General features: G+C 43.0%; 20 protein-coding genes and 1 pseudogene. 18 read left to right on the top strand and 3 right to left on the bottom strand.

The annotated features are described in order from the left end of the window. Nucleotides 1-7 precede the first annotated feature (7 nt). Both FKQ60_RS02440 and FKQ60_RS02435 read right to left on the bottom strand, forming a co-directional pair. Nucleotides 8-1981 carry an alpha/beta hydrolase gene (locus tag FKQ60_RS02440; RefSeq protein ID WP_170905954.1) on the bottom strand — a complete coding sequence of 658 codons (1974 nt, stop codon included), beginning with the start codon at nt 1979-1981 and terminating at the stop codon, nt 8-10. Nucleotides 1982-1983: 2 nt separating this feature from the next. Further along, nucleotides 1984-2997, bottom strand: coding sequence for a DUF4105 domain-containing protein (locus tag FKQ60_RS02435; RefSeq protein WP_170905953.1), 1014 nt, complete (start codon nt 2995-2997; stop codon nt 1984-1986). 209 nt (nt 2998-3206) lie between these two features. Between FKQ60_RS02435 and FKQ60_RS02430 the strand changes: the two genes are divergently transcribed. Genes FKQ60_RS02430 through FKQ60_RS02415 form a run of 4 tightly spaced genes read left to right on the top strand, consistent with a single transcriptional unit; the run spans nt 3207 to nt 9654 of the window. After that, on the top strand, nt 3207-3860 hold the full coding sequence (locus tag FKQ60_RS02430; RefSeq protein WP_170905952.1) for a TetR/AcrR family transcriptional regulator: 654 nt from the start codon (nt 3207-3209) through the stop codon (nt 3858-3860). 46 nt (nt 3861-3906) lie between these two features. Next, a complete protein-coding gene (locus tag FKQ60_RS02425; protein ID WP_170905951.1) occupies nt 3907-5055 on the top strand; it encodes an efflux RND transporter periplasmic adaptor subunit in 1149 nt (382 codons plus the stop codon). 23 nt (nt 5056-5078) lie between these two features. After that, entirely contained in the window at nt 5079-8225 is a 3147-nt protein-coding gene (locus tag FKQ60_RS02420; protein ID WP_170905950.1) for a multidrug efflux RND transporter permease subunit, read from the top strand. Further along, nucleotides 8218-9654 (top strand): efflux transporter outer membrane subunit, encoded by a 1437-nt coding sequence (locus FKQ60_RS02415; RefSeq protein WP_170905350.1) that lies wholly within the window; start codon nt 8218-8220, stop codon nt 9652-9654. Before FKQ60_RS02420 ends, FKQ60_RS02415 begins: the two co-directional genes overlap by 8 nt. Nucleotides 9655-9846: 192 nt before the next feature. Here FKQ60_RS02415 and FKQ60_RS02410 read toward each other — a convergent pair whose 3' ends face one another. Continuing rightward, nucleotides 9847-11022: an IS4 family transposase gene (locus FKQ60_RS02410; protein WP_170905349.1), complete on the bottom strand. Its 1176-nt coding sequence runs from the start codon at nt 11020-11022 to the stop codon at nt 9847-9849. Between the two features lie 756 nt (nt 11023-11778). On the opposite strand from FKQ60_RS02410, the pseudogene FKQ60_RS02405 reads away from it, so the two are divergent. The 14 genes and pseudogenes from FKQ60_RS02405 to FKQ60_RS02340 all read left to right on the top strand — a co-directional run. After that, nucleotides 11779-12084: pseudogene (locus tag FKQ60_RS02405) on the top strand (hypothetical protein); the annotation flags it as partial. Between the two features lie 324 nt (nt 12085-12408). Beyond that, nucleotides 12409-12699: a hypothetical protein gene (locus FKQ60_RS02400; protein ID WP_170905949.1), complete on the top strand. Its 291-nt coding sequence runs from the start codon at nt 12409-12411 to the stop codon at nt 12697-12699. Nucleotides 12700-12887: 188 nt separating this feature from the next. Beyond that, entirely contained in the window at nt 12888-13079 is a 192-nt protein-coding gene (locus FKQ60_RS02395; protein WP_170905948.1) for a hypothetical protein, read from the top strand. A gap of 269 nt (nt 13080-13348) precedes the next feature. Next, nucleotides 13349-14005 carry a GTPase gene (locus FKQ60_RS02390; RefSeq protein ID WP_170905947.1) on the top strand — a complete coding sequence of 219 codons (657 nt, stop codon included), beginning with the start codon at nt 13349-13351 and terminating at the stop codon, nt 14003-14005. Beyond that, entirely contained in the window at nt 13992-14474 is a 483-nt protein-coding gene (locus FKQ60_RS02385) for a hypothetical protein (protein ID WP_170905946.1), read from the top strand. Before FKQ60_RS02390 ends, FKQ60_RS02385 begins: the two co-directional genes overlap by 14 nt. Then, nucleotides 14467-15261: a hypothetical protein gene (locus tag FKQ60_RS02380; protein ID WP_170905945.1), complete on the top strand. Its 795-nt coding sequence runs from the start codon at nt 14467-14469 to the stop codon at nt 15259-15261. The genes FKQ60_RS02385 and FKQ60_RS02380 overlap by 8 nt, the downstream gene beginning before the upstream one ends. Before the next feature lie 351 nt (nt 15262-15612). Next, nucleotides 15613-15828, top strand: a complete 216-nt coding sequence (locus FKQ60_RS02375; RefSeq protein ID WP_170905944.1) for a hypothetical protein — start codon at nt 15613-15615, stop codon at nt 15826-15828. A gap of 299 nt (nt 15829-16127) precedes the next feature. Next, the gene (locus FKQ60_RS02370) at nt 16128-17087 is read left to right on the top strand and encodes a WYL domain-containing protein (protein ID WP_170905943.1); all 960 of its coding nucleotides are present in this window, start codon (nt 16128-16130) and stop codon (nt 17085-17087) included. 32 nt (nt 17088-17119) lie between these two features. Next, complete coding sequence (locus FKQ60_RS02365; RefSeq protein ID WP_170905942.1) at nt 17120-19912, top strand: molecular chaperone DnaK; 2793 nt, start codon at nt 17120-17122, stop codon at nt 19910-19912. Nucleotides 19913-19922: 10 nt separating this feature from the next. After that, nucleotides 19923-20570 carry a hypothetical protein gene (locus tag FKQ60_RS02360; RefSeq protein ID WP_170905941.1) on the top strand — a complete coding sequence of 216 codons (648 nt, stop codon included), beginning with the start codon at nt 19923-19925 and terminating at the stop codon, nt 20568-20570. Between the two features lie 10 nt (nt 20571-20580). Further along, nucleotides 20581-23562: an ATP-binding protein gene (locus FKQ60_RS02355; RefSeq protein WP_170905940.1), complete on the top strand. Its 2982-nt coding sequence runs from the start codon at nt 20581-20583 to the stop codon at nt 23560-23562. Between the two features lie 9 nt (nt 23563-23571). After that, a complete protein-coding gene (locus FKQ60_RS17455) occupies nt 23572-24174 on the top strand; it encodes a hypothetical protein (RefSeq protein ID WP_249374264.1) in 603 nt (200 codons plus the stop codon). Nucleotides 24175-24302: 128 nt separating this feature from the next. Further along, nucleotides 24303-24704, top strand: a complete 402-nt coding sequence (locus FKQ60_RS02345; protein ID WP_170905939.1) for a hypothetical protein — start codon at nt 24303-24305, stop codon at nt 24702-24704. Between the two features lie 5 nt (nt 24705-24709). Further along, nucleotides 24710-25573: a hypothetical protein gene (locus FKQ60_RS02340; RefSeq protein ID WP_170905938.1), complete on the top strand. Its 864-nt coding sequence runs from the start codon at nt 24710-24712 to the stop codon at nt 25571-25573. The last annotated feature ends 623 nt before the right edge of the window (nt 25574-26196 follow it).

Genomic DNA, 26196 nt, shown 5'->3' with positions numbered 1-26196 from the left:
CTTAGGTTTAATTTATAATATTAATGGCTGCAGTGTTTTCTAAATCGTCAAACAGGATACGCTTAATCTCTAAAATAGCCGCAGCGGTTTCCTGAACACTGTGGCCAGAGACAATAACTGTTTCAGATACCGCTTCAGGCAGGTGAGCGCTTTGGTAGGGAACTAAGCCATCATCACTGTCTTCTAGCTTTCCATCAGAGTGCGTTCTGGCAATGATAGAGTGATAGTCCACTGTCGAGGAAATTGGAAGCTTAGCAGAGGCTAAAATAAAGCTATCATCTGCTTTTAAGTTATCAATACTGTTTGGGAGGTATAGCCGATGCTTTGGGTTTGTTCCGCTAGCATCAGCGCTGCCCTGCAGTACATCAGCAAAATCCTCAAGAATAGTTAACGGCAGTTTGATCATGCCTGCGACAAAACGCCCTAATCTTTGTCCTGCAAAGGGAGTACCTCGGTGAGGCGCGGCAATAAAGATTGCCCGAGACACTTCTGGCATTGGATAGAATTGTAATATTGGCTTAATGTGCGCTTCAATGCGTTGCCGACGTTTGGGTTCGAACTCAACATCCCGGAATACTTCGCTCATCAGGTTTTCACTGGACGATACCATTAACCGGGCGATGACACCGCCCATACTGTGGCCCATAACGACCATGTTTTTTGATGCTGTCGCCGAACCTTGTGGATCATAATGATGAAGCACTGCATTGATAGTATTGCGGATCTCGAAGTGATTAATCGGGATAGGAATATTAGTGGGGTAATATACCTGCCACACCTGAAATTTTTTGCGCAGTATTTCATCACCCATTATTTCATTTGCCACGTTTACCCAAGCTTCAGGGCTACTGGCCAGCCCATGGATCATTAAGATAACCCTTCGGTCCGGATCATATGGCTGCATCAAGTATACATGTGGTTTGTCGAAGTTTTGCTCACGGCCCAGTAAGGTACGTATCGACTGCCGGGCAAAACCCGCCTGAGCCAGCCACAGCCCATAGCCTGCGGTAAAGTGTCCGGCTAAAGGGATATGTTGCTCGTATAGCTGGGTAGCAAAGTACCGGTAAGGATCATACACCGCGAAAGTCACTTCAGTAGTGGCTAAAATATCTGCAAGGGAATCACTTTCAAAGCGCAATAAAGCGGTAACAACCGGGTACGGCATCTCGCTCCAGGTCGGTCTGGCTGCAACGTGATCTTTGCTATCGCTATTTCTGGTTAGAACGCCAGCATTAGTTTTCACGCTTCGGTCAGCAACCAACTCTGCACCAAAACCATCGCGTCGATACTGACTGCGAAGCCCCGTAAAAGCTAGAGAGGGAGCGGCAAATAAGTTATGGATCGGTTGCTCACTTTGCGCAATATTGGTTCCTGACAAATCTGTTTTGATTAACCAGCCACTCATGGAAAATGGGGCGATGTCAGGACTGACATTATTACTCCGCTCATGCGCTTCAAACAGAATGGTAGCCGTCTCTTGCACGGCTAAATTGTAATAATCACGTACCTGAGTTTGTCGGTCTTCAAATGCTCGCTCTCCGGCAGAGCGGTTAGTAAAAAACAGATAAGCATAAGCATAGCGGGCAGCTTGCAGCCAGGCATGCAGACGTGCTTCGGCGGCTGTTGTTTGCGATGTTGACAGCGCCTGCTGCACCCACAGTTCTGACAAAGTAGATAAACGTCTTTCATCATTAATGCCGCTTGTTTGCAGCAGTGCGGCAATGCATTCATGGCCCGGGTTATCTAAATTGAGACAGGCGCTAACATCTAATCCAGCTACTTTTATCGTCTCTATAGAGGCCGCACTAGGTCTGTTGCTGGTAAGCACATCGCCCCGTTTAATTCTGATGTACTCGTCAGTATTCATTGAGCGAACGGCAACCGGGCTATCGAACTGCTTTAGGGTACTGCAGGCATTAAGTAAGGCTGAACACAGCAGGATAAAAAATAGCCAGGCAAGTTTGTTAAAGCCTAAGGTCATTACTAATCCTCTTTGGAAATTGCGGCTATATCAGTTCTGATCGCACGGGAAAAATTGGGATCTTCGTTGGCTTGTTGCGCGCGAACATTAATATAACCCGAAGTTTGTAACTGACTATAGCTATAACCTGGTATTAAAGCGCCCTGCTCATAAGCATACTCGGCAAAATGGCCTGACAACAAAAGCCGGTAATCTAGGGGTATACCTGGTGCAATCTGGCGGGCTAGATCAAACACAATGGTTGTACAATTGCTTGTTAGGGTATTGTAAAACTGCGGTGTGGTGCGCAGTGACTCTGCCGTTGTCAGGTAACCCAAAAACAGGGTACGAAGTTGCTGCGGGTTTAATGCCAAAGGATACAGATAAACGTCCTCTTGGCGGGCATTACTTCTGGTTAGGATAATGTCTCGTTCATCTGCTGCAATAATCACTTGCTCAAATTGTCGGAAGAAACCGCCTATGGCGGAAAAGGACTCATGCCGCTCTTTGCGGATCTCTAACGAAAAAACCAGCTGTTGGCCGTTATCAAAACCAAAGGAAACCAGAGTATGTGCAATATGCGGCCCCATCCAATAGGAAAGAATTAAGTCAGCTGAGACCAACTGCTCTAAATTGTAGTGGCGGGTTTCCCAGTTTGCTGTGTAGTCGCTTTCACTACGCCATTTGAAATTACGTACATTATACAGCGTAACCTGGTTACCCTGCATCTCCGATTTAAGCAAATAAGCAACATCATCAGCCCAGTCACGTTGATGAGAGGGGGTAACAGTTTGCCACCAAATGAGTAATATTGCGCCTAAGAGCAGGTAAGCAATCAGCAAGTTGCGCATTCTTCGCCGATATCTATACCCTAGCGTTATTACACAAGCGATACCTAAGACACTCCAGCATGTCAGGACAAACAAGCTTACAGCAAAAGGGAAATCATATAATTGATACCATAGCGCCAGGCTTCCACACGCCGTTGAGATTAAGAGTATCAAGCCAACTAGCAATCGCAACATAGAGATATACATAGAGTTTCCAAAGTTATAGCCAACACCATAGCAACGCAGCTATGTCTAAACCAGTATCTTCGAGACCAACCAGGGGGGCTCGCAACCTAAATAGTTAATCTGCATATTTAAGCCAACAACGGCTTTGGCTTGACATGCTAATTAAACTACGATTAAATTTCGGACTGACTGGTCAGTCCGAAATTTATCTTAACCAAATAGAGTGATATATGAAAGCCAAAATTAATGAGAGTGAACCTAAACGGGTACACAAGAGTGCCGGGCAACGAGAAGATGAGATTCTGTTTGCCGCGTCACAAATTTTTGCTGATCGCGGTTATCAGAGAGCCGATGTTCAAGCGATTGCTGATCTGGCGTGTGTTGGTAAAGGCACGGTTTATCGCTATTTTTCAACTAAAGAAGTGTTATTTAAAGCGGCGATGCATTATCAGTTGAACTTACTAGTCAGTCGTCTTGAGGTCGTGCGAGATAACCATCTTGAGCCGCTGAGCCGGCTTTATGAAATGATGCGAGTATTTCTTAAGTACTTTGACCAGCATCCTGAAACAATAGAACTTTTTGTACATGAGCGCGCCGAGTTTGGCCGTGAAATTATGCCGATATATTTTCAGCTAAAAAATGAAGAATCTCATAAATGGTTGTTTATTTTCGCCGATATCCAGCAACATTACCCAGTAAGACCTGAGCTGAGCACGGAAGAGATGTCTTCACTGTGTGGTGAGTTATTGCACGGTAGCCTCTATATGACCATGGCAAAGCAGCCTCCAGTCACAGCAGTTAGCCGGTTAGAACAAGTTTTTTCATTTTATATACACGGCATTATGCAGATTGACGACCCGCTAAAGCTTATCCAGCGACAGTAACAAGTTTTTTAACATTGTACTTTTTGTAACTACGGAGAAACCCCCTATGACGTTTAATACCAAGCCAACTTTGTCAGGCAGAAAAAGCCTGAGCTGGCTTAACATTGCTGGTATGTTAAGTGCAGTTTTAATGTTAAGCGCCTGCGGTGGTGAAACATCAGAAGAGAAAAGCGCCGCTGCGGCGCCAGCGATGCCGGTAACAATTGCAGAAGTCACGACGCAAGCGGCAACTTACCAAGTGCAATACCCGGCCCGGGTAAGAGGGGCCAGGGAGGTTGAAGTGCGGGCGCAAGTCAGTGGTATTTTGCAACAACGACATTTTGAAGAAGGCAGCTTTGTTGAAAAAGGCCATACCTTATTTCAGTTAGACCCAGAGCCCTTTCAACTGGCGCTCGACACGGCAACAGCAGAGCATGATGAAGCTACAGCTAATCAGCTACAAGCACAGCGAGAATGGGACAGGGTAGCTGAGCTTTTTAGGGAAAATGCGGTGAGTACCCGAGAATATGATCAGGCTCAGGCTCTGTTTGCAGCAGCGAATGCGCGACTTGCCCGTGCCGGTTCAGCTTTAAATGATGCGCAACGAAACCTGCGTTATACCAGAGTAGAGGCACCAATAAGTGGCGTAGTAAAAGTTGAAACTGTGTCTGAAGGAAATCTGATTGCGCAAGGCGCAATTCTTACTGAACTGGTACAGATAGATCCGGTTCAGGTGCATTTTGCTATCCCGCAGACTGATATGTTGCGCTATCGCGATAATACCATTGAGCAGCGTGCTGCAGTTGAAAACATCCAATTCATCTCAGAGCAGGGTGCAGCATTCGCAATAAAAGGCACGCTAAATTATCAGGCGCCTAGCGTTGACCCTGCCACTGGCCGTGTATTGCTAAGGGCGATTGTCAATAACGCCGATAATAACATGCTGCCAGGTCAATTCGTACGTGTCGCACTGAATCTCCAGCACTTCGAGCAGGCTATTTTAGTCGAACCCAGTGCGATCAGCCAAGGGGCAGAAGGCCCACAAGTCTTTGTCGTCAATAACAGTAATCAGGCTGAAGCTAAAAAAGTGACTCTTGGTCCGGTTATCGACGGTAAACAAGTCGTCCTCACGGGCTTACAAGCAGGCGATAAGCTGGTGGTTAATGGTCAGGTTGCCTTGCGCAATGGTGTTGCGGTGCAGATCACTAACGGCTAATCAGCCAACAAGGACTAATAATTATGTTACGTTTTTTTATTGACCGACCGCTTTTTGCATCGGTTATCTCTATTATTATTATGATCGCCGGCATAGTTGCCTTAAGGGCACTGCCCATTGAGCAATATCCCGATGTTGTACCACCGCAAGTCGTGGTCACCGCAACCTACCCAGGGGCCAGCGCTGATGTATTAAGTAACTCAGTGGCGACACTACTGGAGCAAGAAATAAACGGCGTAGATGATATGCTGTATATGGAAACCTCCAGTAACGATTCGGGTATGTTACAAATTATCGTATCTTTTGAAATGGGCACCGATCCGGATCAAGCGACTATTAATGTTAACAATCGGGTGCAAGCGGCTACTGCACGCTTACCGCAGGCAGTAAGAGACTTAGGGGTGAGAGTTGAATCACGCTCCAGCAATATTTTGATGCTTATTGCACTGTACTCTGATGACAACAGCATTAGTGAACTAGATATTAGTAACTATGCACTGCTCAATGTCTTGGATGAGTTGGTGCGGGTAGAGGGGGTAGGTAATGCGTCGTTATTTGGTGCACAAGATTATTCAATGCGCATCTGGACCGATCCGGCTAAATTGGCCGAATATGCTTTAAACCCGGCAGATATTACAAATGTAATCCGTGATCAAAGTGCGCAGTATGCTGCCGGGCGCTTTGGTGCAACACCTAGCCCGTCTGATACGGCGTTTACTTACACAGCCACCACCGATACCCAGTTAACTACGCCGGAACAATTTTCCAATGTGATCCTACGTTCAGACGAAACAGGTAATGCTATTCGACTGGGAGATGTGGCACGGATAGAGTTGGGAGCACAAGATTATGGTTTTTCTGCTACCTTTAATAACCAAGGCAGCGTACCGCTGGGGGTTTATTTGCAGCCTGGTGCCAATGCATTAGAGACAGCTCAGAATATTCACAATGCGTTAAACTATTTACAGCAACAATTCCCGGCCGGATTGTCTTATCAAATCCCATATGACACCACTGAATTTATTCAGATTTCGGTAAATGAAGTGGTTGTCACTTTATTAGTAGCAGTGGTGCTTGTGGTATTGGTTACCTTTTTGTTTTTACAGCATATTCGCGCCACCTTAATTCCGGTTGCGGCGATACCTGTATCACTTATTGGTACATTCGCTGGCATGCTGGCGTTAGGCTTTTCTATTAATATGTTAACGCTGTTTGGTTTAGTGTTGGCCATCGGCATCGTGGTAGATAATGCCATTATTGTCATGGAAAATGTTGAGCGACTTATTGCTGAAAAAGGCATGACAGCGAAAGATGCAGCCATCGAAACCATGAAGCAGGTTTCCGGTGCGGTGCTGTCTTCCACCTTAGTGCTGGTAGCCGTGTTTGCGCCGGTGGCTTTTCTGGGCGGTTTAAGCGGCGAGCTGTATCAGCAGTTTGCGGTAACTATTGCTGTATCAGTCGTGGTGTCTGGTGTAGTTGCACTAACATTAACGCCAGCTATGTGTGCCTTACTGTTAGATAAACAAAGCCATAAAGTCTCGGCGCCTTTTGTACTGTTTAACCGGTTTTTCGATAAGCTGACGAATGGCTATGTTGCTGGTGTATCATTTTTAATCCGGCGCTGGCTGCTTGGCATCGCCCTTTTTATCGGTTTTAGTCTTGTTACCGTGGTGTTAGTCAGCCGTATGCCAACTGGCTTGGTGCCGGCTGAAGATCAAGGTATAGCTCTGGCCGTTGCGCAGTTACCTCCCGCCTCCTCATTGGCACGCAGTGAACAGTTTCGTGATCAGCTGTCAGAACAATTTCTGGCAATGGATGGGGTAGAGGATTTTATTGCCTTTGCAGGTTTTGACATTTTAACCAGCTCGATGCGAACCAACTCGTTGGCAGGTTTTATAAATTTAAAAGACTGGAGTGAACGTACCGGTGCAGGGTTAAGTGCACAGGAAATAGCACAAAAGATTATGGGTATGGGCTTTGGTATGCAGGAAGCCAATGTGTTTGTTTTTGTGCCACCACCCATTCAGGGGCTTTCTTTAACCGGTGGTGTAGAAGGCTATATGCAGTTACGCGGCGACGCTGATCCAGGCACACTCAATAATATTGCGCAGCAGGTGGTTGCGGCAGCAAATCAGCGGCCGGAGTTAGTCGGTGTGCGTAGCATGCTGGAAACCAATGTACCGCGCTATATGCTGCAAGTTGACCGCGAAAAAGCTCAAACTATGGATGTACCGTTAAACTCGCTGTTTAGCACCCTGCAAACTACCTTTGGCTCCAGCTACATAAACGATTTCTCCTACCGAGGTCGCTTATGGCAAGTCAATATGCAAGCAGAGGGGGAATATCGTCAGTCACCAGAAAATCTGCGGGAGGTCTATGTGCGGGCGAATAGCGGGGCAATGGTGCCGGTAAGTGAGCTCGTTACCGCAGAACGCGTGACCGGTGCTGATGTGTTGAATCGCTTTAACCTGTACGCTGCAGCTAAAATTATGGGTGATCCCGCTCCCGGCTATACCTCCGGCCAAGCAAAAATGGCACTAGATGAGGTTATTAACGGTTTTCGCGATCAAGCTAATATTCAAATGGGCTGGGTCGGCGAAGCTTATCAATTAGATGCAGCGTCTGGCGCGGCCGCTTCAGCCTTTGGATTGGGCTTGTTGATGGTTGTGTTAATACTTATTGCGCAGTATGAGCGGATTAATTTGCCGTTTGCTGTTGTTACTGCCGTACCCTTTGGTGTTTTTGGGGCGGCGCTATTTTCAATGCTTCGGGGATTCCCTAACGATGTCTATTTTCAGGTAGGTTTATTAGTGCTTATTGGCTTAGCTGCCAAGAATGCGATTTTGATCGTCGAGTTTGCGGCGCAAAACCGTAAAGAGGGTATGAATTCTACTGAGGCTGCTATTACTGCCGCTCGCCAACGTTTCCGAGCTATTATCATGACCGCTGCAACCTTTATTATTGGATGTTTACCACTGATGTTTGCGTCAGGTGCTGGGGCAGCGAGTCGTCAGGAGATTGGTACTGTGGTAGTAGGTGGCATGATAGCCGCCAGTTCGCTGGCTTTATTCTTTGTGCCGTTGGCCTACAAAGTGTTAGAAGACTTCAGTAGCTGGTATCGCAGTAGAAACGTTAAATCATCCGCTATGCAAGGATTTGAACATGACTAAGCACAGTTTAAATTTAACTTTAGTGGCGCTGAGTATAGCTTCAGTCAGTTTGCTCAGTGGCTGTACTATGGGGCCTGATTATGAAAAAGCGGATATCGCATTGCCAGATCAGTGGTTATCTCCTATCGCTCAGCGTAACGAGCAACAAACCGATTGGCAGAAGTGGTGGCAGCAATACGATGACCCAGCATTGAATGCTTTGGTGGAACGAGCGTTGCAAGATAACCTTAATTTGCGACTGCAGCTGTCCCGTATTGAACAAGCACGCGCAGAACTCGGTTTTGAGCGGGCAAATCGTTGGCCAACCTTGTCGGCACAAGCTGCCGTAAGCCGAGAACAGCAACCCGCTGCTGCTATGGTTGCCTCCCCCGGTGGGAACAGTGTTAATAACCAATACAGCGTGACCGGAATGTTAAGTTACGAAATTGATTTATGGGGGCGCTTAAGCCGGCAACGTGAGGCGGCTGCAGCCTTGTTAGAACAATCAATATTGGCTGCAGACGCAGTCAGGTTAGCTCTGGCTGCTGATGTTATCAGCTATTACTTTAGTGTACAGGCCATACATCAACAATTGATGATCCTTGAAGCTAATATTGATTCGTTAAATCAAACGCTGGCGATAGAGCAGCGTCGCTACGAGCTTGGTGCTACAGACCCTTTGACCCTGCAGCGTAGTAAAGCGGCTTTGGCTGGAGCAACAGCGATGCTGCCCGATTTACAAGAAACACTTCAGTTAAGTCAAAGCGCGCTGGCTATTCTGGTCGGGTATAGTCCACAGGAACTGCTGAGTAAAGTGAGTTTTGGTCAGCGCTCCATGGCGGATTTAAGTATACCGGATAAGCTACCTGCACATACTCCATCAGAACTGTTATTAAACCGACCCGATGTGCGGGCGGCGGAAGCTAATCTGAAGGCCGCCAATGCCCGAATTGGTATTGCGCAAGCCGCCCGATTTCCGAGCTTTAACTTGAATGCTGTAGGAGGTAGCTCTGCACTAAACAGTAGTTATTTATTTAGTTCAGGTGCAGAGCATTGGTCTGTAGCCGGAAATCTAGCGGCGCCACTATTTGATTTCGGTCGTTTAGCGCGTCAGGTAGAAAGTGCAGAGGCGCAGCGTGAGCAGGCTAATGTCGCTTATCAGCAAACAGTACTTGCTGCTGTGGGTGACGCGCAAGATGCTATTTCGCTACTTCACATTTCGGCAACACGCGCACAAGCTTACACAGAGCAACATCAAGCCCTGGCAGAGAGTCACAGGCTGGCGCAGTTACAGTATAAGGCTGGAGCGATAAGTTCTTTTGAGTTATTAGCCAATCAACGCGAGCTATTGAATACTGAAATTGCAGTTACAGATGCCAAGCGTCAGCACTTGTTAGCATATACCACGCTATTTAAGGCTTTTGGTGGTAGTTGGCAAACTGATAACTGAATTAGTAAGCTTTCAGCTAGTATTATTTAGATAAGACCGATAAATTTGCCTGGTTTTACATAGTGTAAGATTGGGCTTTTTTTGCGCCCTGGAAGGCTAGAGAATGTGTAGGAATACAGTTTACCGTGTGGTATGTCTGGATGGATATGTTACAAGACAGCTGAGGGATCCCCACAAATTTCCCCCATAATATCAACTCTTTGCCAATTTGATTAATGCCCAGTCCCACTGAGCAAGCCAGTGCACGATTTGCTTTAGCCCTTGCTGATAATGTTGTCTACGAATGGGCAGCTTAGGTTCATTACAAAGCAATATGCCAAGGAAATTCAGAGCAAGTACCCTTCGACTTTTTACCGTGTTAGCCTGATATCGTAAGTGTACGCCTGCTATTTCACCTGCCGCCCCCAGTAGGTAGTGGAACCAATTTGCCAGTGCCGCCAATAGCAGCAATATATTTAAACGTGATTTGGATTTGGTGCCATGCAAGTCACTCCCTAAGCCATAACGCGGGCTTTTCTGGTCACGGAAGCTTTCTTCAATTTGCATTCGGCTGCTGTAGCATTTAGCGATTTTATTCGCATAGTCATGACACTCAGGTAACGATGAAACCAACAACCAGGGTTCTTTGTAAGACTTATTTTTGTCTCGTTTTAATAGCTTATAGCCTTTACCAACCAGAATAGCGCGGGTTTCATACTGCTGCGTCTGAGTCAGCACGATTGTGCCTAAGTGTTTGGGGGTAGCGCGAGCTTTTTTATAAAGCACATTGACGGTCATAAACTCTGTTTGCTCTGCCAGTTTAAGCTTCACGTTACCTCTGACTCTGGCGACATAATGCCAGCCTAATTTGCGTACCTGCTTAAGCCAGGGCACTTTGAAGCCCGCATCGGTGACGATAACCGGCTTACAGTCTTTGGGTAACATGGCCTTGAGCTGTTTTAAAAATGCGCGGTGTACATGTGGGCAACTATAGTCTTCTGCCGCCGCCACTTTTTGTAATAGCGTGAGTGCTCTGCCATCAGTGGCCATACTGGCCCGCAGAATAAAATGCCGTTTCGCGGTATCGGCGTTGCTCCAGTCAACCAAAATAAGCGGCTGAGATTTACTGCTCACGACAGATTTGGTCATTGCCGCATAGATAAGAGGCAGTTCCCGTTGCAGATTGGCATTGTTGAGTAATCTGTCTGCACGCTTAATGCTGACTTTATCCGACGAGCCTGGCATAGCACGCCCAATAGCTGTAACGGTGCAACGAGCATCTTTAGCAAGCGCAGTAACCGCGTCTAGTAGGACAGAAAATCGGGCTTTATGCATGGTTTGGGGGGTGACAAATCGGAGGAAATCAGCGAGCATAGTTTTAACATTCATGGCGGTACTCTTGGTTAGATGTTTTTGGCGAAAGATCAGATCGGGAAACGCCATGAATGTTCCCTAATCGCCTAACTTTTTATTTTAGCTAATGAATTTCTGGGGATACCTCAGACAAGACAGATAGAATATCTATCCGCCTTGAGCTGGCGATACATAGCACCCGACATGTATGGTAGTATGTCTAATAAGCACCTGGCCTATATCTGGCAGGGGTAATTCAACCATTTACTCTCTTAAACCTGCCTAAATGAGACTAGGATGATTAACTTACTTAGCCGATCAGATCGCAACCTTCTGATTTAGTTCCCTCGAATTACGCAACAAAGCCCAATTGAAGCTGGTAAGAATCTTAAATGTATTGAAATTCCTCCACAAAATAATGAATACGGAATTATTAAGATTAGTGCTGTGACCTGGGGTATTTATGATGAAGAACAAAGTAAAACTCTCCCTAGCCAAGATCTATTTATTGAGTCACGCAGGATTAATGTTGGTGACTTTTTGATCTCTAGAGCAAACACAATGGAGTTATTAGGTAACCCTGTAATAGTTCATCAAGTAACTAAAAACCTTATGTTAAGTGATAAAGTTCTACATTTAGTTATGGAAGAAGAAGATAAACCATGGGTTTGTATGTTTCTTTGTTCTATTGATGGCCGTAACGAAATCGAGTCAAGATCTACAGGAAATCAAATGTCTATGCGTAATATTGGGCAGAAGGCTTTACTAGATATTGATGTACCCAAAGCTCCTATCGAAGAACAAACCGAAATCGTTCGACTTGTAGACCAATATTTCGCTTTTGCCGACACCATTGAAGCGCAAGTAAAAAAAGCCCAAGTATGGGTGGATAACCTGACGCAAAGCATTCTTGCCAAAGCCTTCCGTGGTGAGCTGGTGGCGCAAGACCCAAGCGACGAGCCTGCCGATAAGCTACTAGAGCGCATTGCCAAGGCGCGTGCCGAGGCTGAGCAACTGGCGAAAGCGGCAAAAAAATCGACATTTCATTACTATGCCTCTCAAAAACATTTTGATGGAGAGTCAGGTATGTGTAAATAAGTCAGTTACAGTCAGTATCAAAAACGGGTTATCCGGTTTTTATCTGAGTTTCTCGGTGTACATACGCCATTCTCTTATGAACGTACTCAAAACAACCATCTTAAAGTACTTATAGACGGTGTCTCCAAACCGCTTTATACCGGTTCAACGCCATCGGATATGAAGTCTATCAATAACTTTATGGCAGAAGTTAAACGTGAGTGTCGGGCGGCTCAAACCGAACCTCAAACTGTGTTGGCGATAGCGGAGCCTCCTCAATCGGTAATAACGACTATATATTCCGACAAATTGATTAAAACTTGCGTTAAATCACTGAGAACCCAAGTGAAGGTAATAAAATCCCATGAGGAATCTCAGGTATTAGCGACAAACACCGTCGATGGTCTAGCGGTATACTGGCTGGATACAGTGAAACATTCGATTAAGTTAGCGCTGCAAGCTCGTAAGCAGGGTGGATACATAAAACCCAAAGAGATGAAAGCCATTGAAAAGGCGATTATCAAGCACCTTAATTTTATGTTACCCAGTCTGGCTTATTATGTCGATCTACTTGGCTGTAAGCCAATTGATGTGGATGCTATAAATGATGGATTGGTTGAAGATTATACTCTATAAAGGCTGGTAAACCAGTTGTTTCTCTGACAGAGGCATATAAACGTAAGAAGCAGTCTAGAGAATATACCGCTTCTGCCACCGAAATAGAGCCTAATCAATGCCAGTTGTCTGCGCTATCGGTTGTATCTGAGGCATTACCGCAAAGCTGTGAGTCACCAAGTAAAGTTTCGGATAGCACCCAACTGCTAATGAGTCTACCGCAAGCTAACCGCATCAATCTATTGCGTAAACTGAGTAAAACGCAGGCTTTAAGTCTGATGGAGGATATTCAGCAAGCTATGGCAATTAATCAAAATGAGGATATTGTAGCTGTTGTGGCGATGATCCGTGAAAAAGATCTACCGCTTGAAACAATCATTGCTAGGTATGAAGCGGCTTAACCAGTGGTTACACCGGAGTTTATAGATCCTAAAACCGATCATATTGTGATAAAGAATATATAGAGGTTAGATTAATCATTGGATAAGGAGGCGTAGTGCTCTTGGGTATCTAAGTCCGATTAACTTTGCAAATCGAAATGTCGCTTAATGAAGTGTCCAGTATTGCTGAGGCAGATCACATTCTCTTAGCGGCATTAGTCAAGATAAGGTGTTAAAAAATTAAGTTGAATATTTGATTTAATGAGAGAAATGTGTATTTGGAGGTATTGATGATTCCTTTCATAATTGCAGCAGCAGCAGCAGCAGCTGCTTACAAGTATTGGTCTGACGATGACTCAGATGAGAATAATAATCATAATCTTGGTGATTTTGCAGTATGGGGGCAGCCGGATTCAGGAAAAACAACATTCATCTCAAGGCTAAAAGATGAAGATATTACTCCGGACAATAAGAAGCAAACCACATCCAAGGTGCTTCACACAAATATTATCCTCAAGGGTGGGGATGAGAAAAATTATATAATTAAAGAATTAGTTGACTTACCTGGCAGTCGTGATCGCTTAAATGATTGGCTTAAAGAGGTGGAAAGTAAGTCTAATATTTTCTATATCGTTGACCTAAATAAGTTGAGTAAAACAGATGAAAATTATTCATCGAAAGTCAAATCAGATATTAAAAAGACGGTGGATAAGATTAAGTCAGAAGGGAAAGATAAAAGAGTAAAAATTATTGGGACACATCTGGATGAGTCCCGTTGGAAAGATATTTCTCCTGCGGATGTTAATAATGTAGTAGTAAATGATGATGCTATGAGGCGTATCTACGAAGAATTGTCTGATTGTCAGGGTGTAATATACACAGTTAATCTTCACGATAATAAAAGTTCTTGTAAGTTGATTGAGGATATTATTAATGATTGCAAATAACCATTTAGGGGGCGTTTTTTTCTACGCTCAAACGCTGGACAACTCTGGTGATAGCATTTGTAAGCATGCATATCATATTGATGTTATTAATAATATTGATGATTCTGATCCCTGTCGGGCAATGATGCTTCAGCGTATCGATAAAATTGCGGAAAAGGGGCGTAGCTGGTTGGTATCAGACCCAAGAGTTTCGTTTCGTATATTGCTGAATGGTGATTGCTTGTTAACCATTATACCTTTAACTCTTGATGACTCTGGTCGTTGGGCACCAATTCAGGTTTTGTTTAATGTGTATAATTCTGAACGTAATCTGTATGCTGAATTGATTCATGAGGGGGTACGAAAAATGGGAAGGGTAACTCCTCCAAAGTTTGATGAAAATGTTAAGGTGATGAGTAATATTCTATGTCTCCCATTTTTTCTGATTCTTTTGCATGTGTTCTTTAACAGAGTGAAAAATAATGATTAAACCTATCACGCAGAAAGTTTTCTTTGTTGACAATGAGTTTCTTTGTGAGCTAAAAGAAGCTTCTATTGCAAAGTATGAATATTTTCAGCAACCGTCACTTGATACGCAGATTATTAATCTGTCAATAATAGATGAAAACGCTATTAATAAACTTCATCTACTTATGGATGTTGAACATATACGGCCTGGAAATGTATTAGTGAAAACTCAGTATTCTAACCAGTTTTCACCAATAGATTGCTTTGATGAAGATGTAACGCTTAAAAAATTTATGCTTTGGCAGTTACTATGTATGGCTCTGGGGGCTAAGCAGGTGTCCGTTAATAGTGTTGAATCCATTTTGATTGATTCGGATTCATCCGCCGAATACTCTGCTTCTGCAGAGCTTAAGATGCCTGTCGGTAGTGGTGTTATAGGAGGGAATTACAGTGCTCGTAGTTCAACTGAAAATTTGAAAAAGAAAATGATAGAGATGAAGGCAAAAGCTACCGGTAGTTTACCTGATTTAACCGCTGCTGATGAGATTCTTACTAAGAATGGTTTGATACGTGACGACTTATTTAGAAGTATCCGTGATATGCGCTCATTTCCTTCTAATCAGCTCATACAGCAACATTTTACTTTGGATATGACCAAAGATGTGAAGAAAATGTTTGATTCATCAATGACAGCCAAGCTTGGAGTTGTGGCTCAATTTTATAAAGCTCGTTTCGATGTTTCTGCTATTGAAAAGTCACTGGAAAAATCAAAGGAAGCAATAAAAGTGACGGTATCTGTTGATTTCTGATTGTTCGCTATTGTCATGCTGTATGTTATCGACGGGTCGAGAGGTAGCCGACTTTCTGCGCTACGAACTATGATGGCTTGCTGATGATTGGGTGGGATAATAGCAAATTTAAAATTGGTGATCGGGATTAGGTATTGCTCACTTCCTTAACTCATTTATTACAAATAACCTCAGCTTTTGTCGTAGCAAAGGAGTATACAATGCCATTTCCCCCCCAACCTGGCTTTGTTGCGTAATAGTGATTTCACGCAGAATTGTTACCTACATTTAGAATAAAATTCTTAGGTCACTTCATCTATCTACCAAGCACATAAGGTTTTAGTGGGCTTATCCTCTCTTGAGGAATGACTGGTGAAGTGGATTATTCTTTTACGCAACAAAGCCCCCCAACCTTATAAACTGGTTTGCCCACAGTGTAACTGGAGTTCAGTGCGAGCGCCAAAAAGTGATGTATTGTCACCAAAAGATTTGTCTAATGAATGTCCTCAATGTGGCGGCCACACGTTAAAGAGAGAAGCAGCATCAACGGTAGAAAAAGCAATAGCAGGGCTGTTTAGAAAATTTTAACGTGAGTCGTTTTAGTTAGCTGCGACACAATTTGTCTTGCCTCACGTTATTCTCAATTTAACGATAATTATCCGCTCTGTTGCTTAACTTAGCCTTGCATATTGGGTATAACCTGTATTGGTGCAACAGAGGTAATATAAGGTCGCCATGATGATCTACCGAGCTCGGTTTTTTCTCTGCTTGCAGTGTCAACGTGAGTTTTGTAAATCACATCGCTGCCTCAAGTGCTGCTCATTCAAAGTGAGTGAAAATTACAAAATCATTAACTAAACCCGTAACCTCAGTAAAATGGCATGAGTATGGCGAAACGAGCATCGACCCAAGAATCGTTACATATTGCGTTTGAAGTTTTAAAACGCATTCCCAAAATTGGTCAAATTACCGCTAGTGAAATTCATCAGCAGTTGCTGGCGATCGAGATTCAGCGTGATTTTCGTAGCATACAGCGCACGTTAGATATTCTATCTCAGCATTTTGATATTGAAAGAGATGAACGTACCAAGCCTTACGGCTACCGATGGAGCAAACATAGCCATGGCTTCAGCTTACCCAAATTGTCGCCTTCCGAAGCGTTGTTGCTCTGCCTAGCGGAAGATTATTTAGCCAAACTATTACCAGCCAATCTAGCCGTTTCGCTGGAGAGTTTTTTCCGTGAAGCAAAATATACCTTAGCGCCCACAGCAACCAACAACAAAGAGCGCGAGTGGTTAAAAAAAGTTCGTGTAGTGAGTGAAACGCAGCCCTTACTACCACCGACCATTGACAGCGAGGTATTTCATGCGGTCAGTGAAGCTCTATTTCATGATCGCTTGCTTAACATTAGTTATAACAATGCTAAACAAGAGCAGAAATCCGCCACAGTGTTGCCATTAGGTCTGGCTCAGCAAGGGCATCGGTTATATCTAGTTTGCCGTTTTGATGGTTATGACAATGAGCGTAGCTTAGCATTGCATCGCATCAGTAAAGCCGTAGTGTCAACCTTTAGTTTTGTACGGCCGAAAGAGTTTCGCCTCAGCCAATACGATGGTGATGGGCGTTTTGGCTTTGGCGAAGGAGAGTATTGCCAAGTGCAGTTTAATATCGCTAAATCCGCCGGTTTTCACCTGTTGGAAACACCGTTAGCCGTCGATCAAACCGTCGAAGAATATGACAACCATTTCCACATCTGCGCCACGGTGATTCAATCCAAACAATTGGAACGCTGGCTAAACAGCTTTGGTGACCAAGTGTGGGGGGTAGAGATAATGAGTAGTCAATGAAACCGATTAGCAGAACATATATAGAGAACAGCATGAAAACGAAATTAGTATCACAATGGAAAGTCCCACCTGAATTCGCTGCCCAACTTGGCTTTGAAAGCGACCCGGTAAAAAATGCGAAAAATCTCATTGAACAAGCGGTAGAGCTGTTTCTCGAGCAGAGTCAAACGACTAACCCAATTACTCAACTACTTAATGAGTGCTACCACTCGCTAGAGCAAACATTAGCCGCAGAGCGATGGGTGTGCTTAGAGAATGAGATTTACTTTGATAAAAAAGCCCAAGGATATTGGTTGATCAAAAAGAATATGAGCAACTTTGGAAAGTATGACAGAGGAACAGAACTTGCTCATATCGAAGAGGATATTAATTCCGTTATTTCCGATCCCATTAATCAATGGTCAATTCCCAATAAGGAGGAGTTACTCTGTTTAACTCGTCTAGGTACTGCACCTTTTGCAATAAGCAATGGCAGGCCTACGTATACTTGTGATTACTTGTATTATCAGAATCACTTGTGTCGTTGTTTTAATACAGATTTAAGATCGTTGGGAGATATAAGTGCTGGATTGTTGGGAGATATAAGTGCTGAAGGACATCCACTTCCTTTTTTGCCTTACGGTAGTCGTTATATCACCAATAAAGGTTTATTGGTTGATGTATTACAGTGTGGTTTTATGATCAAGGAAATGGTGGACAATCAAGCTTATGTTATATTACTTAAACTGTTTCATTACGATAAACCTGATCTGTTTACCACTGGGCAATCAGCTGCTGATCAACTGATCGCTCAGTATATAGATAACAAAATTATCAATACACTATTGCAAGCAGATACCCAGCGCGCCGATATCCAGCCGTACCATTCGAAAATGCTCCAAGATACCGAATTAGGCCATTGGTCATTATGGCAAGATGAACTGAATACCGAGGATTATATCTCGATTGATCTACCTAGTCAGATGGTGGCGCGTGACCCGAAAAGTAGTATCCATGATGGTGTAGTGGCCATTGATTTTGGCACTAAAAGTACTGTGGTGGTGTATCAAAAAGACAATGTGACCATTCACCCCATGCGTATCGGCACTGGTGATTTAAGTAAAGAGATTGCTGCTCATCATTACGAAAATCCAACCATTATGGAGTTTATCCATCTCGAACCTTTTATTCAGGCATATTGCGCCCAAGCATATAAACCGGACACTCGTTGGCGAGATCTAACTATTTCACATACCGCACAAAACTCCATGCAAGGCAGTGAATCGAGTAAATTTAATACCTTTCTCGATGCGATCAAGCAGTGGGCGGGGGATAAAAACCGTAAACTTAAAATCGTTGGCCAACACGGTAAAGTGATCGATTTGCCGCCGTTTTTAGAGTTAACCGATCAAGATTTTAACCCAATTGAGATTTATGCCTATTACTTGGGATTGTACATCAATAACCTTAACAACGGTATTTTTATCGACTACATCATGTCGTTCCCGGTGACCTATGAAATGGCGGTGAGAGATAAGATTATCGAGAGCTTTAGAAAGGGGCTTGCTAAATCATTGCCGGGAGAACTTGGTCAAGAGACCATTAATCAATTGTCGGTGAGCAAAGGAGCTAGCGAACCGGCTGCTTATGCGCTCACTGCCTTGCAAGAATATGACATCGAACCTGAGAGTGAAGAGCGTATTTTCTACAGTGTGTTTGATTTTGGCGGTGGGACGACAGATTTCGATTTTGGTATCTATCATGAACCTACTAATGCGAGAGACAAACGCCGCTTTGATTATGTGATAGAGCACTTTGGTGCTGGTGGTGATAAGTTTTTGGGTGGAGAGAACCTACTGGAGCTGCTGGCTTTTGAGGTATTTAAAGCTAATAAAACTCGCTTGCTGGAAAACGGTATTCAATTTGACAAGCACCCTGAAAAAGACGTCTTTGCCGGTAGCGAGCAGTTGATCAGTAGTTCACAAGAAGCCAGAACTAATACCAAACAGCTTTGTATCGCCTTACGACCTTTTTGGGAAGAACATGCTGATTTTGAGTTTGATGCTTCAGGTGAGCTTTCTGTCACCTTAACCGATAAAGATGGAGTGCAGCATTCTGCTTTTGCGCTCGATATTGATGTGCAGCAGTTGGAGCAAATTTTATCGGATCGCATTGAACGTGGGGTAGTCAACTTTTTTGAGGCTTTACGATTAGCGTTCAGTAATAGTCAACAAATGCTGTCGGATATCGATAGTGTGAAAATTTTCTTGGCGGGTAACTCCAGTCAATCTCGCTTTGTAAACCAGCTATTTGAAAAGCATATTGCGCTCCAGCATCAAGAGATGGAGCTTGGCGATGGTCTAAGCCGTTTTGAATTATTTCCTCCTTTGGGCGCCGATAAAAATAACGTTGAAAAACCTACGGGTAAAACCGGTGTGGCATTTGGACTAATCACTTCCCGTGAAGGGGGGCGAATTAAGGTTATGGATCACAATCTTGGTGAGCAAGATATTCGTTTCAAATATTATTTAGGTGAAGCGCGTAAAGGGAAATTTAAACCGTTGATTGACCGTGAAATTACATTTAATCAATGGGTTGAATTCACCTATGCCGATTACCAAAAGTTTGAGATTTTCTATACCGAACAGCCAAGTTGTAGTACAGGTCAAGTGGTGATTAACGATCCGAGCATCAAGAAAAAGACGGTTAAATTGGAATTGACCGATGAGAATGCATCAGTCTATTTGCGAGTTGTCTCCCCTAGCGATATTGAGTATGTCATTGCCCAACCGAATGACATAGCTGAGGGCACTTACTTAAGCGATATTCAACATATTGAACTATAGGAGCAAAAAAATGTTATTTATTCCACCAATGGTACCCAGCATCATTACCAGTGTTATTGTCGCAATCAGTAAATTCGCCACCACACTTGGACCAATGATCACCAAGTATGTGCCAATAATGATTGAAACGCTCGGTAAGCATTTGCCCAAGGTGCTCCAAACGATTGAAGCGATCGGTCTCACTACGAATGTGCTTCGTCCCAATGAACGCACTGAAGAGTTAGGCGCTAAGGCGATGGCGGCCAATAAAACCCCCGAGGATTTTGAGCAGATTAATGATTATATTGATTATCTGAGAAATGAGGTTGAGGTTGATAGTGAAAAGTTAAGCCAAGATCCTGTTGATAGCACGATTCGCCATGTAGTCGGCGCAACCATTGCCTTAAAAGGTGTTGGTGAAGTTATTGGTACAGAGCTATCACTGCCTTTTTTAAGAACAGTTAGCCAGCTAGGGTTAGAGCCAAAACTTATTTTAGCCATAGTCAAATCTTACGCAAAAAGTGGGTTAAGTGCCGATGACGTCGAGCAGTACTTGAGTGATAAATTAACCATCGAGCAGTCGCAACGGCACAGTGAAGCTTTGGTGAGTGCTTATCAATTCGTCGATCCAGAACTAGATCGTCAACAGGCTGAAGACGCCGTGATTAACTTACGTTAGAGAACCAGTAATGTCTAAACAATCACTAATTGAACTGCTAAAAAATACGGCGGCGGGTTGGCTCGCTCCATCGAATATTGAGCCACCAGTTGAAATATTAGGTCATGAGTTTTCACTTTATCATATTAAGCAAGTTACATTTGATGAAGATTCACCACGTAAAGAAGCATTTGAAAATGTGCTCAATGCCTTAGCTATCGAGGGGGTTATTTTTACCTATCTTCTTTTGGGGAACAAAAAACAAGTAAACTTCTATTTTGGTATTGCTAAAAACAAGCGACATCGAGGTTCGCTGTCTCTCGAAGTGGATGATATTGGTGAAATGATCCTGAAACCCTCGTTGGAGGGGAATTTTCGAGGCAGTGTTGTTGAAAAATTAGAAAAAATACAGCGTAATGAAGTAAAGGATATTATTGGCAGTTTTACACATATTTCTAAGTTAGAAGGTGTCCCCAACGTTCATGAAGATAATGAGCAGTTTCAGGGCGTAGATCGCTTAGTGGATATTATGAGTGGCGATGAGTTTTGCCTAGCGGTACTTGCCGACCCGTTATCATTACTTGAGATCAATAAGATCGAAAGCGAATTACATAATATTTATGATAAGTTGATGCCATTAGCAAAGAAAAGTATTCAAAGCGGAGAAAACGAGTCTAAGAGTATTGGTGAAGCGGAAGGTAAAACAGTTACTGATTCCACGGGTACCAATGATAACCTCAGTATTACGCAAAATACCGGTAAATCAGTCTCGGTGACGAGTGGAACTTCAGACAGCGGGAGTAGTAAACAGACCTCAAAAAGTGCCGCAGAAACTGATCATGATAAATATAGAAGTGGTTCTGAAGCGACAAGCAAAGGTACGACAGTTTCAAAAGCTATCGCAATCAATACCGGCAGCAATACTTCAACACAAAGCGGAACATCATCCAGTGAATCAAGGGATTTTACTGATAAAAGTATCCAAGAGTGGCTGAACTATATTGATGAAGTGTTATTAAAAAGGGTTCAGCTTGGGAAGAATAAGGGCTTGTATCTCTCCAACATTTATTTGTTGGCTAATTCCGTTGCCAGTGTTTTGAAATTAGGTAATACCGCACGATCAATTTTTTCAGGGGCTGAAACTAATAAGTCACCACTACAGATTCGAAAAGTAACGGATAATCACGAGATTAATTCGGTGAGAAACTTTCAATTGCCGATATTAAAAATTCGTGAGGCGGAGCAAACGAAAATCACCAGCAGTGAAAGTCAGTTAGCATTGCTGTTATCTAAGAGTCCATTTAATCGTTATGCTTGCAATTGGTTATCGACTAAAGAGCTCAGTGTTGTCGCTGGATTACCACAAAAAGAGGTGGTGGGTTTAACTCTTAAAGAAGAGGTTGAGTTTGGTTTAAATGTTAATGCACAAATCGATGACCAAAACCGTTTGTTCTTAGGCAACCTCGTTAAAAGTGGCTTGCCACAAACGATAGAAGTATTTATGGATAAACGTGAATTGGATAAGCACATTTTTATCGCCGGGGTGACGGGCAGTGGAAAAACCACCACTTGTCACCGTTTGCTCGAATCAGCTCAAATACCTTTTTTGGTGATTGAACCTGCTAAAACTGAATATCGAGTATTGACGAAAAAAAATAAAGATATCCTTATTTTTACCCTAGGCAATGATAACGTAGCTCCCTTTAGGCTTAATCCCTTTGAGTTCTTCCCCCATGAGAATATTACTTCTCGCGTCGATATGATCAAAGCCAGTATTGAGGCCGCTTTTGATATGGAGGCGGCAATCCCTCAATTGATTGAAGCTGCTATCTATCGTTGTTACGAAGAGAAAGGTTGGAACATTGCGACCTCGAAAAATCGGTTGTACGCTGATCCCTTTGCTGATGGCATTTATGCTTTCCCTACTTTAAGTGATTTGATTGCCATGACGGAAGTCGTGGTTAGCGATCAGGGGTTTGATGACCGATTAAAACAAGATTACATCGGTTCCATCAAAGCGCGTTTACAGGGTTTGCTGATAGGCGCAAAAGGATTAATGCTCGATACACCACGTTCAATCAATTTTACGGACTTGGTTCAACGCAATGTAATTCTTGAGTTAGAAGAAATTCGTAATCCAAGCGAAAAATCGCTAATCATGGGCTTTGTATTAGCTAATCTTAACGAGGCGATTCGTGCTAGTTACAAGCAATATCAGCAGCGCGGAGAGAAATTTCGCCATATTACCTTGATTGAAGAAGCACACCGTTTGCTGACAAAATTCGAAGTCGGTGATAGTCCAAATAAGAAGCAAGGGGTTGAAACCTTTGCTGATATGCTGGCTGAAGTGCGTAAATACGGTGAGTCACTGATTATTATTGATCAAATTCCCAATAAATTGACCCCCGAAGTTTTAAAAAATACCAGTACCAAAATCATTCATAAATTATTTGCTCAAGATGATAAAGAGGCGGTGGGGAATACCATGGCTCTATCTGATGAGCAGAAAGATTTTTTATCAAATCTTGAGCCGGGTCGAGTGATCTTATCGAGTTCAGGTATGAGTAAACCTCTGCAAGTACAGATAGAAGAGTTGCTGAGTACCACCACCGAGCAAGATGTTGATCCGACTGAGATTCGGCAGATTGCCCTGCAATATTACGCTGATGCCTATTCAACGGGTTTAATTCAAGGTTTAGAGTGGTTAAGCAGTAAACCTTCAGCAGACGATGTCTCGGACTTCTTACAAGGGGCTGTCGCTGAGTCATGGTATGTTGCGGTAGGTAAATCGAAAGATAGAATAGACTTACTTGAATATCTCAATAAGTTTGGTTGGCAATTTATGTACCAGTATATTTGCTTAACTTGTTATCAGCAAAGTGACAGTAGTGATAGGCTCATACGGGAAAAATCTGTACATGACTTTCTTTGTAAGCTAAATAGTCATCATCAAGAGAGAATATGTATTAATTTGAATGACGTTTTTCGCAAGGATCTTAAAGTTAAATATTAGGAGTCGTTTATGGGATTTTGGAGTAGTGTAGGCTCGGCATTAAGCAGCGTCGTCAGAGGTGCATGTAGTGTGGTTAGCTCTGCGGTATCAATATTGGGTAGTGCTGTAACTAAGGTGGCGACAACCATAGCTGAAATGGGGCTTACTCTTGCAGCGAGAGTGGGCGAGGCGATTAAAGGTGTAGGGATCAGCTTAGGTATTATTAAGCCAGACGATAATTTAGAAGAGTTGGGTGAAAAAGCCATGATGAGCGAGAAAACACCGAAAGATTTCGACTCAATCAATGCTTATATTGCTCACTTGAGAAATGATGTCACTATTGATAGAGAAAAATTTAGTCGCTTAGATGAGAAAGAACTACTGGCGCGTTCAGCGATAGGTTCGGCAATTACTTTGCAAGGGATTAATGAAAAATTAGATACTGTGGTTTGTCCTAAATTTATGGCAATGGTCGCCACGCAACATCTGGAAACGGAAGAGATTATTGCGACAATCAAAGCTTATAAAGCAAAAAATCTTAACACCAGCGAGTATAGCTTGTACCTTAATGATGAACTAAGTATTGAGCAGAGCCAAAAACACAGCAGAGCCAAAAACACAGCAGAGCCTTAGTTGATGCTTATCAACGGCTAGAGCCTGAGTTAAGTATTGAACAGATAGAAGATAAAGTAATGGGGTTAAGGCCATAAATGACAGATTTTATCATTGTATTAAACAATGCTCGTGTCCAAGCACATCGCGTGATTAATAACCAACTCGAACCAATTTTGTTTGCCGGAGAGCTTAAGCTTGATGTGAACGATTTCTGGCAGAAGTTTGAGCAAAAAATTGAGTACACTCAGGATGAAAAATTAGCCTTGATATTAATTGCTGATGATCCAGAGTTTGCCCCAGACCCGCACATTAAAATAGCCGAGCAATTTGAACATGATGCGCAAACTTTGGCATGGCTAATTGAAGAGCTGAGTTTTCCGGCGGCTAGAGTACATGGTTATCCAACTGTTGAAGTGCTGCCCAGTGATTCAAGAATGCTGGTGAAAGCTGAAGTGCCTAATAAAGAGGTTTTGGTCGATGAGCCGCTACCGAATTCGAGTTTGCAAGCTTTCTACCGCAAAAAAACCAGAAATTATCGGGCTAGGTAATCAAGATGGATTTTAAAGAACAACTACTCACAGCACTGAAAGACGAAGAAGTACGCAACCAGTTATGGTTGACCATCAATTCGCTACCTGAGCAATATCAGGATAAATCAATGGACGATCATCTCGACAATGAGTCAGATAAAAACCAAATCTATCAGTCCTTTGAAGAGATGCAAGCAGAGCTTAAGGCTCATGATGAGCAAGTTCAGCAACTGAAGAGTGAGAATCAACAATTGAATCAACTCATTGAAAAAATAAAGCACTTATTGGGGTTAAGCCGAGCGTCTGACTCGAATCTTCTAGAAACGATCAGTCAGTTACGAAAACAACTACAAGATAAAGATATTCAACTCACTGAGTTGGGTAACATACACGATGAACATCAAGCAACGGTTAAGCAGTTACAGCAAGAAAGCCAAGAGCGAGAGAAAAAATTGGCTTTTTATCAAACGCATTTTGCTGATGATTTAAGGCTATCAAGCCTATATCAGGATCTGTCTGAGCAAACTCGCACATCTTTAAGTGGCATTTTTAAAGATACCAGTGTTCAAGGACTGGTTGCTTGCGGTATTCAAGAAAAAAATATTTCTAACTTATGGGATTATGCGAAAAATGAAGTGGTTAACGGCATTAATCCTGATATTGAAAAGATTAGTGCATTATTTGAGTTGTTGTTTAACCGTTTTATTCTTGCTTATCCAATGTTTGCTTTGCAAGCAGTTAAGCAGGGAGATAATTTTGATACGCACTTACATATCAAGCACAATACCAGTTCGAACTCTAGTGGTTCAATCACTAAGGTATTATTGACAGGCTATGTGAACACCAAAACAGAAAAGGTGATTAAGCCATCTGTGGTGGTGATTTAGGGATGACAATAAACGAGAAATGAGCCCTAATAGTTGGTGGGTATATAAGCTAATTCATTAAATGGTTTATCCAGCTCGTGTGGTGTACTGCCTACCGAAGTAAACTTCATAAGAATTGGGGTCATTGCGTTCTTGATAGTTACGCTTCTAATTATAAAATGCCATTTAGCGATTTTATCCGCCATGGATCGGTAGATGAAAAAGTTGCTTCTTTGATAAAGTAGCCATAGAAACGACGAAAGAATAATCTTGGAAAGCGATTTGTTTGCTTAATTTGGTGTGATCTAATGTCAATTTTGATGATTTTCCAAAAGTAATACCTATAGTAATACTTATTGATAATCTTTTTATTAATCTATATTAAAATCAATTGATTAAGTTATTAACCCTGACGTCTCACTCCCGCCATATTCTAAAAAAAGACGCCCTAGGGCGTCTTTTTTTACGCCTTAAGATCATTAAAATTAATGGGTTAGGGTTTCCACATCTTGCTGATCATAAATCACCAGCGTTATTGTCACATGGGATTTTATCTATCTCCATCAGCAGATCCCAACGTATTGGCCTCTTACCCATTTTAAGACCTTTGTCTAGTTATTTGACATGTTTATGTATGCACTGTT

Origin of the sequence: Vibrio sp. A11 (genome assembly GCF_013048705.1) — a bacterium.
Taxonomy (GTDB): Bacteria; Pseudomonadota; Gammaproteobacteria; order Enterobacterales; family Vibrionaceae; genus Vibrio; species Vibrio metschnikovii.
The sequence above is the reverse complement of the archived record's forward strand: the minus strand, read 5'-3'. Positions and strand labels throughout refer to the sequence as shown.

Coding starts and splice junctions, on each gene's coding strand:
- FKQ60_RS02440 (WP_170905954.1), bottom strand. CDS start 1,981: ATGACCTTAGGCTTTAACAAACTTGCCTGGCTATTTTTTATCCTGCTG.
- FKQ60_RS02435 (WP_170905953.1), bottom strand. CDS start 2,997: ATGTATATCTCTATGTTGCGATTGCTAGTTGGCTTGATACTCTTAATC.
- FKQ60_RS02430 (WP_170905952.1), top strand. CDS start 3,207: ATGAAAGCCAAAATTAATGAGAGTGAACCTAAACGGGTACACAAGAGT.
- FKQ60_RS02425 (WP_170905951.1), top strand. CDS start 3,907: ATGACGTTTAATACCAAGCCAACTTTGTCAGGCAGAAAAAGCCTGAGC.
- FKQ60_RS02420 (WP_170905950.1), top strand. CDS start 5,079: ATGTTACGTTTTTTTATTGACCGACCGCTTTTTGCATCGGTTATCTCT.
- FKQ60_RS02415 (WP_170905350.1), top strand. CDS start 8,218: ATGACTAAGCACAGTTTAAATTTAACTTTAGTGGCGCTGAGTATAGCT.
- FKQ60_RS02410 (WP_170905349.1), bottom strand. CDS start 11,022: ATGAATGTTAAAACTATGCTCGCTGATTTCCTCCGATTTGTCACCCCC.
- FKQ60_RS02395 (WP_170905948.1), top strand. CDS start 12,888: ATGAGTCTACCGCAAGCTAACCGCATCAATCTATTGCGTAAACTGAGT.
- FKQ60_RS02390 (WP_170905947.1), top strand. CDS start 13,349: ATGATTCCTTTCATAATTGCAGCAGCAGCAGCAGCAGCTGCTTACAAG.
- FKQ60_RS02385 (WP_170905946.1), top strand. CDS start 13,992: ATGATTGCAAATAACCATTTAGGGGGCGTTTTTTTCTACGCTCAAACG.
- FKQ60_RS02380 (WP_170905945.1), top strand. CDS start 14,467: ATGATTAAACCTATCACGCAGAAAGTTTTCTTTGTTGACAATGAGTTT.
- FKQ60_RS02370 (WP_170905943.1), top strand. CDS start 16,128: ATGGCGAAACGAGCATCGACCCAAGAATCGTTACATATTGCGTTTGAA.
- FKQ60_RS02365 (WP_170905942.1), top strand. CDS start 17,120: ATGAAAACGAAATTAGTATCACAATGGAAAGTCCCACCTGAATTCGCT.
- FKQ60_RS02360 (WP_170905941.1), top strand. CDS start 19,923: ATGTTATTTATTCCACCAATGGTACCCAGCATCATTACCAGTGTTATT.
- FKQ60_RS02355 (WP_170905940.1), top strand. CDS start 20,581: ATGTCTAAACAATCACTAATTGAACTGCTAAAAAATACGGCGGCGGGT.
- FKQ60_RS17455 (WP_249374264.1), top strand. CDS start 23,572: ATGGGATTTTGGAGTAGTGTAGGCTCGGCATTAAGCAGCGTCGTCAGA.
- FKQ60_RS02340 (WP_170905938.1), top strand. CDS start 24,710: ATGGATTTTAAAGAACAACTACTCACAGCACTGAAAGACGAAGAAGTA.